This window comes from Rhodococcus sp. (in: high G+C Gram-positive bacteria) (assembly GCF_049286785.1).
Taxonomy (GTDB): domain Bacteria; phylum Actinomycetota; class Actinomycetes; order Mycobacteriales; family Mycobacteriaceae; genus Rhodococcus_F.
In genome coordinates this window covers 24076-31632 of the sequence record NZ_JBAQEO010000498.1, presented here as the reverse complement: position 1 = coordinate 31632, position 7557 = coordinate 24076, and the positions used below count along the sequence as shown (strand labels likewise).

General features: G+C 66.0%; 7 protein-coding genes. 5 read left to right on the top strand and 2 right to left on the bottom strand.

What is annotated here, in order from left to right; genetic code table 11:
- Positions 1–275, top strand: a 275-nt coding sequence (locus WAW17_RS18025; protein ID WP_422334301.1) for a transglutaminase domain-containing protein, incomplete at its 5' end; no start/stop codon positions are given.
- Positions 276–335: 60 nt separating this feature from the next.
- Entirely contained in the window at positions 336–1115 is a 780-nt protein-coding gene (locus WAW17_RS18020) for an aquaporin (protein WP_422334300.1), read from the top strand.
- Between the two features lie 14 nt (positions 1116–1129).
- On the opposite strand, the gene WAW17_RS18015 is transcribed toward WAW17_RS18020, so the two are convergent.
- Positions 1130–1693, bottom strand: coding sequence for a type II toxin-antitoxin system PemK/MazF family toxin (locus tag WAW17_RS18015; RefSeq protein WP_422334299.1), 564 nt, complete (start codon positions 1691–1693; stop codon positions 1130–1132).
- 73 nt (positions 1694–1766) lie between these two features.
- Between WAW17_RS18015 and WAW17_RS18010 the strand changes: the two genes are divergently transcribed.
- The 3 genes from WAW17_RS18010 to WAW17_RS18000 are packed head-to-tail and all read left to right on the top strand — an operon-like array spanning position 1767 to position 5537.
- Positions 1767–2648 (top strand): SGNH/GDSL hydrolase family protein, encoded by an 882-nt coding sequence (locus tag WAW17_RS18010; RefSeq protein ID WP_422334298.1) that lies wholly within the window; start codon positions 1767–1769, stop codon positions 2646–2648.
- 27 nt (positions 2649–2675) lie between these two features.
- Entirely contained in the window at positions 2676–4589 is a 1914-nt protein-coding gene (gene lepA, locus WAW17_RS18005) for a translation elongation factor 4 (RefSeq protein ID WP_422334297.1), read from the top strand.
- 9 nt (positions 4590–4598) lie between these two features.
- On the top strand, positions 4599–5537 hold the full coding sequence (locus tag WAW17_RS18000) for an NAD(P)H-dependent flavin oxidoreductase (protein ID WP_422334296.1): 939 nt from the start codon (positions 4599–4601) through the stop codon (positions 5535–5537).
- A 9-nt stretch (positions 5538–5546) separates the two neighbouring features.
- On the opposite strand, the gene WAW17_RS17995 is transcribed toward WAW17_RS18000, so the two are convergent.
- Positions 5547–7502, bottom strand: coding sequence for a glycoside hydrolase family 15 protein (locus WAW17_RS17995; RefSeq protein ID WP_422334295.1), 1956 nt, complete (start codon positions 7500–7502; stop codon positions 5547–5549).
- Positions 7503–7557 lie beyond the last annotated feature (55 nt).

Below are 7557 nucleotides of genomic sequence, written 5' to 3'. Positions count from 1 at the left end.
TGGGAATTCCCTGTCGGTATGTGTCGGGCTACCTGCATCCGAAAGCCGATGCGCCGGTGGATGAGACGGTCGCGGGAGAGAGTCACGCCTGGGTGGAGGCCTGGACCGGCGCGTGGTGGGGATACGACCCGACGAACGCGGTCTCGGTGAACGAACAGCACGTATCGGTAGGTATCGGACGGGATTACGCGGACGTTCCGCCTCTCAAGGGGATCTTCTCGGGCGGCAGGGCAACAGATCTGGAAGTTGTTGTGGAGATCACACGGCTTGCGTAGAGTCCCAGCGAGAGCTGTGTCACGCAGGACTGAGATCCATTCCGACGAACGGTGGGTTCAATGTCGACCGCGCAGGAAATCGAAGAAGTCGAACCGATTCCGGATCTGAAGAGGTATCTGGCCGAGGCGATGGGCACCTTCGTGCTGGTCTTCTTCGGAGTCGGCACGGCCGTGTTCGCGGGCGACAAGGTCGGGAATCTGGGTGTGGCATCGGCGTTCGGCTTCACCTTGCTCTTCCTTGTCTACGCCATCGGGCCGATCTCCGGCTGCCACGTCAACCCTGCTGTCACCATCGGTCACCTCGCGCTCGGCCGGCTGTCGGTCCTCAAGGCGGGCATATACATCGTGGCGCAGGTCATCGGTGGCCTTCTTGCCGGGCTGGTGATCTTCGCGATTGCACAGAGTCTGCCGTCCTACAACCGGAAGCAGGACGGTCTCGGCGCCAACGGCTGGGGACAACACAGCCCATCCGCGATCAAGGGGCCGCTGGGCGGGATCATCGAGAACGGCTACGGTATCGGCGCCGCGATGATCGTCGAGATACTGCTCACCGCTGTCCTGGTGTTCGTGGTGCTGGCGTCGACCGATCAGATTTCGGACATTCCGCTGGCCGGAGTCTCCATCGGTTTCACGCTCGCCGTGACCAACCTGGTGGCGATCCCGATCGACAACACTTCGGTAAACCCTGCCCGCAGTCTCGCTGTCGCCCCGTATCAGGACGGCGCGCTGGGGCAGGTGTGGTTGTTCCTCGTGTTCCCGTTGATCGGCGGCGCGATCGGCGCCCTGGTGTACCGTGGACTGTTCGGCCGCCACGACCATTACGACCGCCTGGCGAGCTGAGCGGAACTGGGCGGTCAGCGCCAGCTGAAGTCCTGTCGCAGCCGGATCGCGACGGAGTCGAACGTGCGCCGTTCCATGACCGCGCCCTCTCGCCGGATACCGGCCTCGGGCACTTCGAGGACCCGGTCGAGCCGGATCCAGCTGGGGCGACCCTCCGAGTCCCAGGCGCCCGAACCCACGGCATGCCAATCGCGGTCGCCGTCGCGCCTGCTCTGCGAGGAGAGCATCAACCCGAGCAAGATATCGCCGTCGCGGCCCACGACCAGTACCGGGCGGTCCTTGCCTTGACGAGGGTCGTCCTCGTACGCCACCCACGTCCAGACGATTTCCCCCGGGTCGGCCCGGCCGTCGAGATCGGGTGAGTAGGAGATCGTGCGGGCGCGTTGCGCCGTCGGTGCGGAGTGCGAGGTGACCGGACGGCCGGGGATCGGCTTCGGCACCGGCGCCGCCGATCCCGTCAACGCACCCACCGCCTTGTCGAGTACTCCCGATTTCTGCAGTTGCTGCACCAGTTGCGGGCCCTTGTCGCGTGCCAGTCGGCCCAAGGCCTTTCCGATGCTGCTCCAGGTGCTCGCCATGGGCGCCGAGTCTAACGACAATCCGGTGCGGCATGATCGTCCCGTCGGGTTCGGTCGAAGGATGTGTACTGGTTTGTCGAGGTTGTGGCGGGTGTCGGCGGTGGTCGTCTGTTCGATGGTCGCGTTCGCCGCCGGAACCCCCGGCATCGCCGGTGCGAACGAGGCTCCGGCGGAACTGAAATATGTGGCACTGGGTGACTCCCGAGCCGCGGGTCCGCGCCTGGAGCCGCAGTACACCACCGACGACTGCTCGCGCTCCTACGAGAACTTCGCGGGCAAGATCGCCCGGGAACTCGCGATCACCGACTTCGCCGACGTCTCCTGCAGCGCGGCCCGGGTCGAGAACGTGCTCGACACGCCGCAGCGGATCCCCGCCTCCTGGCCGGTCCAGATCGACGCAGTGCACCCGGACACCGACCTGGTCACGATCTCGATCGGCGGCAACAACGCGAACACCCTGTTCGTCGGTCCACTGTGTGTCGCGCCCGGGCCGGGCACCGACCGCGGCTGCCGTGACGACCCGCTCACGGAGACCGTCGCCCTGGCCGGCATCGAGCGGGCAGCGGCCGGTGTCGACAAGGTGCTCGCGGCGCTGACCGAACGGGCCCCGCACGCCCGGATCTACCTGCTCGGCGAGGGCGGACTCATCGGGACGCGCGGATGCTGGCCCAACGTCCCTTTCTCGGACGGCGACGCGTCCTGGTTCGCGGCCTACTACGCCCGGCTCAACAGTGCGTTCTTCGCGGTCGCCCACACTCGTGGGGTACAGGTTCTCGACATCGCGACTCCCGCCGTGGCCGGTGGGCACGACGCGTGCGCCGCCCCGGAGCAACGCTGGTTCGAAGGCCTCTTCTCCGACACCGACGCACAGCGGTTCCACTTCACCGACGCGGGAATGAGTGCGGTTGCCCGGATGGTCGTCGACGACCTCGCCGCGGCGGGCCTGCACGACTGACCACACCGAGGCGTTCCCGGCCGCGCGATGCGGATATCCTGCAAGGGAGACAGTGACCCGAAAGCGGGTCGGTGCCGCCGTTCAGCTAAGGGGTTCGCCATCAGCAGCTTCGCCGACAAGACGTTCACGGATCCCGCCCGGATCCGGAATTTCTGCATTATTGCGCACATCGATCACGGCAAGTCGACGCTGGCGGACCGCATGCTCCAGCTCACCGGGGTGGTGGAGGAGCGACAGATGCGTGCCCAGTACCTCGATCGCATGGACATCGAGCGCGAGCGCGGCATCACGATCAAGGCGCAGAACGTCCGGCTCCCCTGGGTGGTGGGTGACGAAGAGTTCGTCATGCATCTCATCGACACCCCCGGGCACGTCGACTTCACCTACGAGGTCTCGCGCGCACTCGAGGCGTGTGAGGGCGCGGTTCTGCTGGTGGACGCCGCGCAGGGCATCGAGGCGCAGACCCTGGCCAACCTGTACCTGGCCATGGAGAAGGACCTGACGATCATCCCGGTCCTCAACAAGATCGACCTCCCGGCCGCGGATCCCGACCGCTACGCCGAAGAGATCGCGCACATCACCGGTTGTGAACCGGGCGACGTGCTGCGTGTCTCCGGCAAGACCGGCGTGGGTGTGAAGGAACTGCTCGACGAGGTGGTCCGGCAGATTCCGGCGCCGGTCGGCAACGCCGACGGTCCGGCCCGGGCCATGATCTTCGACTCGGTGTACGACTCCTACCGTGGTGTGGTCACTTATGTGCGTGTGGTCGACGGCAGGATCACGCCCCGCGAGAAGATCACCATGATGTCAACGGGCACCACCCATGAACTGCTCGAGGTCGGCATCATCTCGCCCGAACCGAAGGCCAGTATCGGACTCGGCGTCGGTGAGGTGGGCTACCTCATCACCGGTGTGAAGGACGTCCGGCAGTCTCGAGTCGGTGACACGGTCACCTCGGCCCGCAGTGGTGCAACCGAGCCGCTCGTCGGTTACCGCGACCCCAAGCCGATGGTCTACTCCGGCCTCTACCCGATGGACGGCTCCGATTACCCGGTGCTGCGTGACGCACTCGACAAGCTGCGGCTCAACGACGCGGCGCTCGTCTACGAACCGGAGACCTCGGTGGCCCTGGGCTTCGGGTTCCGTTGTGGATTCCTCGGACTGCTCCACATGGAGATCACCCGCGACCGGCTCGAGCGCGAGTTCGGACTCGAGCTCATTTCCACCGCACCCAACGTGGTGTATCGGGTGGTGATGGAGGACGGCACCGAGCACGTGGTGACCAATCCGTCGTACTGGCCCGAGGGCAAGATCCGCGAGGTGTACGAGCCGATTGCCAAGTGCACCGTGATCGCCCCGAGCGAGTACATCGGCGCGATCATGGAGCTGTGCCAGAACCGGCGTGGCGAACTCGGCGGCATGGACTACCTGTCGGAGACCCGCGTAGAGCTGCGCTACGAAATGCCCATGGGCGAAATCATGTTCGACTTCTTCGACGCTCTGAAGTCGCGGACCAAGGGTTACGCCAGCCTCGACTACGAGGAGGCCGGTGAACAGCACGCCGACCTGGTGAAGGTGGACATCCTGCTGCAGGGTGAGGCTGTGGACGCGTTCTCGTCGATCGTGCACCGTTCCGCTGCCGGTGCGTACGGCGGCCGCATGACCTCGAAGCTGCGTGAACTCATCCCGCGCCAGCAGTTCGAGGTGCCGATTCAGGCTGCGATCGGCGCGAAGATCATCTCGCGCGAGAACATTCGCGCCATCCGCAAGGACGTGCTCGCCAAGTGCTACGGCGGCGACATCAGCCGCAAGCGCAAGCTGCTCGAGAAGCAGAAGGAGGGCAAGAAGCGGATGAAGACCATCGGACGGGTGGAAGTTCCGCAGGAGGCGTTCGTCGCCGCGTTGACGTCCGAGTCGGTCGGGGACAAGCCCAACAAGTAGATTCACTCCATGGCGATCGAAACCTGGCTCACCCGGACGCTGGGCATCGAGGTGCCCCTTTTCGGTGCACCGATGGGGGGACGCGCCGGCGGCACTCTCGTCGGCGAGGTCTCGAAAGCGGGTGGGCTGGGACTGCTCGGTGCGGCCCGCTACGCCACACCGGAGTGGATAGCGGACGAGATCGCCACCGCCCGCCGCATCGGCGGTGACGCCTTCGGTATCGGGCTCATGACATGGTCGCTCGCGGACAACGTCGATTTGCTCGACGCCGCGCTGGCGCAGCGGCCCCGCGTGGTGTCGCTGTCGTTCGGTGATCCCGCGCCGTATGTCGATCGAGTCCACGACATCGGTGCGCTGGTGGCCTCGCAGGTCAACACCGTCGAGGATCTGCGCGTCGTCGAGGCGGCCGGCGTCGACGTCGTGATTGCGCAGGGGGCTGAGGCAGGCGGACATACCGGCAGGGTCGGAACCTTGCCGCTGCTCCAGGAGGTCCTCGAGGCGACGGAACTTCCCGTTCTCGCGGCCGGTGGTATCGCGACCGGACGCGGGTTGGCGGCCGTCATCGCCGCGGGCGCCGACGGCGCGATGATCGGGACGGCTCTACTCGCAAGTCCGGAAACCGTCGGGCCCGGTTACGCTCCCGGCAGGCTGATCGCGGCACGCAGCTCCGACACGGTCTACACCTCGGTGTTCGACCAGGCGCGCAGTCAGCCGTGGCCGGCCAGATGGGGCGGACGGGCACTGAGCAACGAGTTCACCGCGAGGTGGCACGATGCCGGCGCATCCGAAGAGGAGCTCGCCGCTGCCTACGACCCTGCCGATCCCGATCTGGGTGTGGTGTATGCGGGCGAGGCGGCTGGTCTGGTCACCTCGGAGCGACCGGCCGGCGACGTGGTGCGGCAGATCGCCGCTGATGCCGAGCGACTACTGAAGCGTTTCGCGCACTAGGGGGACGCGTCACACGGCGCTGTGGGCCGGATGGAAACCCCCGGACCCGGCGGCCTCCTCTGCCCGGATCACGTGCACGACGGCATTGATCAACGCCAGGTGTGTGAAGGCCTGCGGGAAGTTGCCGAGGTGACGCCCGGATTCGGCATCGATTTCCTCGGCGTACAGGAGCAGCGGGCTGGCGAATCCCAGCAGCCTGTCACACAGTCGGGTTGCCCTCTCGAGCTCCCCGATCTCCACCAGTGCGGACACCAGCCAGAACGAACAGATGGTGAAGGTGCCCTCCTTACCCTCCATACCGTCGTCCGTGGTCTCCACGCGGTAGCGCAGCACGAGACCGTTCTCGGTCAACTCGTCGGCTATGGCGAGGACCGTGGCACGGATGTGCGGGTCGTCGGCGGGAAGGAAGCGGAGCAGGGGAGCGAGGAGCAGCGATGCGTCGAGCGAATCGGAACCGTATCGCTGGGTCAGCACTCCGCGAGCATCCACGCCGTGTGTCAGAACGTCTTCCCTGATCTCTTCTGCGATCGCGGCCCATTGCTGCGCATAGCTCATCTCACCTTGACGCTCGGCCAACTTGGCGCCCCGATCGAGCGCCACCCAGCACATGATCTTCGACGACGTGAAGTGCTGCGGTTCACCGCGCACCTCCCAGATGCCGCGGTCGGGCTGACGCCAATGTTTGATGGCCTCCTCCACCTGACGTTTGAGCATCGGCCACAGCGTCTCGGGAACCCGTTCCCTGGATTTGACGTGGACGTAGACGGAATCGAGAATCGTTCCCCAGATGTCGTGTTGCTTCTGGTTGTAGGCGCCGTTGCCGATCCGGACGGGACGGGCGCCGTCATATCCGGACAGGTGATGGAGTTCGATCTCCGCGAGTGTCTGCTCGCCGCCGATGCCGTACATCACCTGCAGGGGCTGGGGGTGGCCGTCCTCGACGGTCGACACGTCGTAAAGGAAATCGAAGAAGTCGTTGGCCTCACGGTCGAGGCCGAGGGTATACAGCCCCCACAGTGCGAACGTGGAGTCGCGCACCCATGCGTACCGGTAGTCCCAATTACGTTCGCCCCCAGGGGTCTCCGGTAGTGACGTGGTGGCGGCGGCCAGCAGGGCGCCGGTGGGCGCGTACGTGAGACCTTTCAGTGCCAGAGCGCTGCGCTGCAGGTGCCCGCGCCATTTGTGGTCGGGGAATCGACCGGTGGTTATCCAGTCACGCCAGCACTTGGCCGTCTGCCACATCTTGTCGGCGGCCTCGTCGAAAGTCTGCGGGGCGGCGAGGTGGGACCACGACAGCGCCACGAACACGTTGTCGCCCTCGACCATCCGCGTCCGGGCCCGGGCCTCGCGGCCCTCGAGGCCGATCCGCAGGTTCGAGGTCAACCGCAACGTGGGGTGCCCTCCCGGCCCCGACGACGTGCAGGTGGCGGTCGCCTCCTCGTAGACCTTCCCGGTGTATTCCCACTGGGCGGTGCCGCGGTGATAGTCGAAGGCGGGTTCGCAGCTCATCTCCAGCTCAACCGTCCCGTTGACGCATTTCACGGTGCGCAGCAGGATGTGCTCGGCGTCCCAGTCGGTGGGGGTGCGCCGGTGGGAACGGGAGCGTTCCTCGACGTTGTGCCACGGCCCGAGAACGAGAGCGTCCCGGACGATGAGCCACCCCGTCTCCGTCTGCCATGTCGTTTCCACGATGAGTCCACCGGGGAGGTAACGCCGAGCAGCCGGCACGTTCTGTCCGTAGGGGCCGATACGGAAGTGACCTGCACTGCGGTCGAGCATCGCGCCGAAGACACTGGGGGCATCGGGGCGCGGTATGCACATCCACTCGACCGACCCGTTGCGGGCGACGAGGCACGTGGTTTCGCAGTCCGACAGAAACGCGTAGTCGTCGATCGGTGGGAAGGAACTGCGGAGATGGCCGAAAGCAGCGGACCGGTTCGGTGCAGATTCCTCGGTGGACACCATAGGCACATCATCGGCCCCAACGGGTGTTCCGTCTACCGGTTCCCGACCGTGGAGG

Excerpts from the sequence above, each read along its gene's own strand:
- WAW17_RS18020 (WP_422334300.1), top strand. The coding sequence starts at position 336 with ATGTCGACCGCGCAGGAAATCGAAGAAGTCGAACCGATTCCGGATCTG.
- WAW17_RS18015 (WP_422334299.1), bottom strand. The coding sequence starts at position 1,693 with ATGGCGAGCACCTGGAGCAGCATCGGAAAGGCCTTGGGCCGACTGGCA.
- lepA (WP_422334297.1), top strand. The coding sequence starts at position 2,676 with ATGCGGATATCCTGCAAGGGAGACAGTGACCCGAAAGCGGGTCGGTGC.
- WAW17_RS18000 (WP_422334296.1), top strand. The coding sequence starts at position 4,599 with ATGGCGATCGAAACCTGGCTCACCCGGACGCTGGGCATCGAGGTGCCC.
- WAW17_RS17995 (WP_422334295.1), bottom strand. The coding sequence starts at position 7,502 with ATGGTGTCCACCGAGGAATCTGCACCGAACCGGTCCGCTGCTTTCGGC.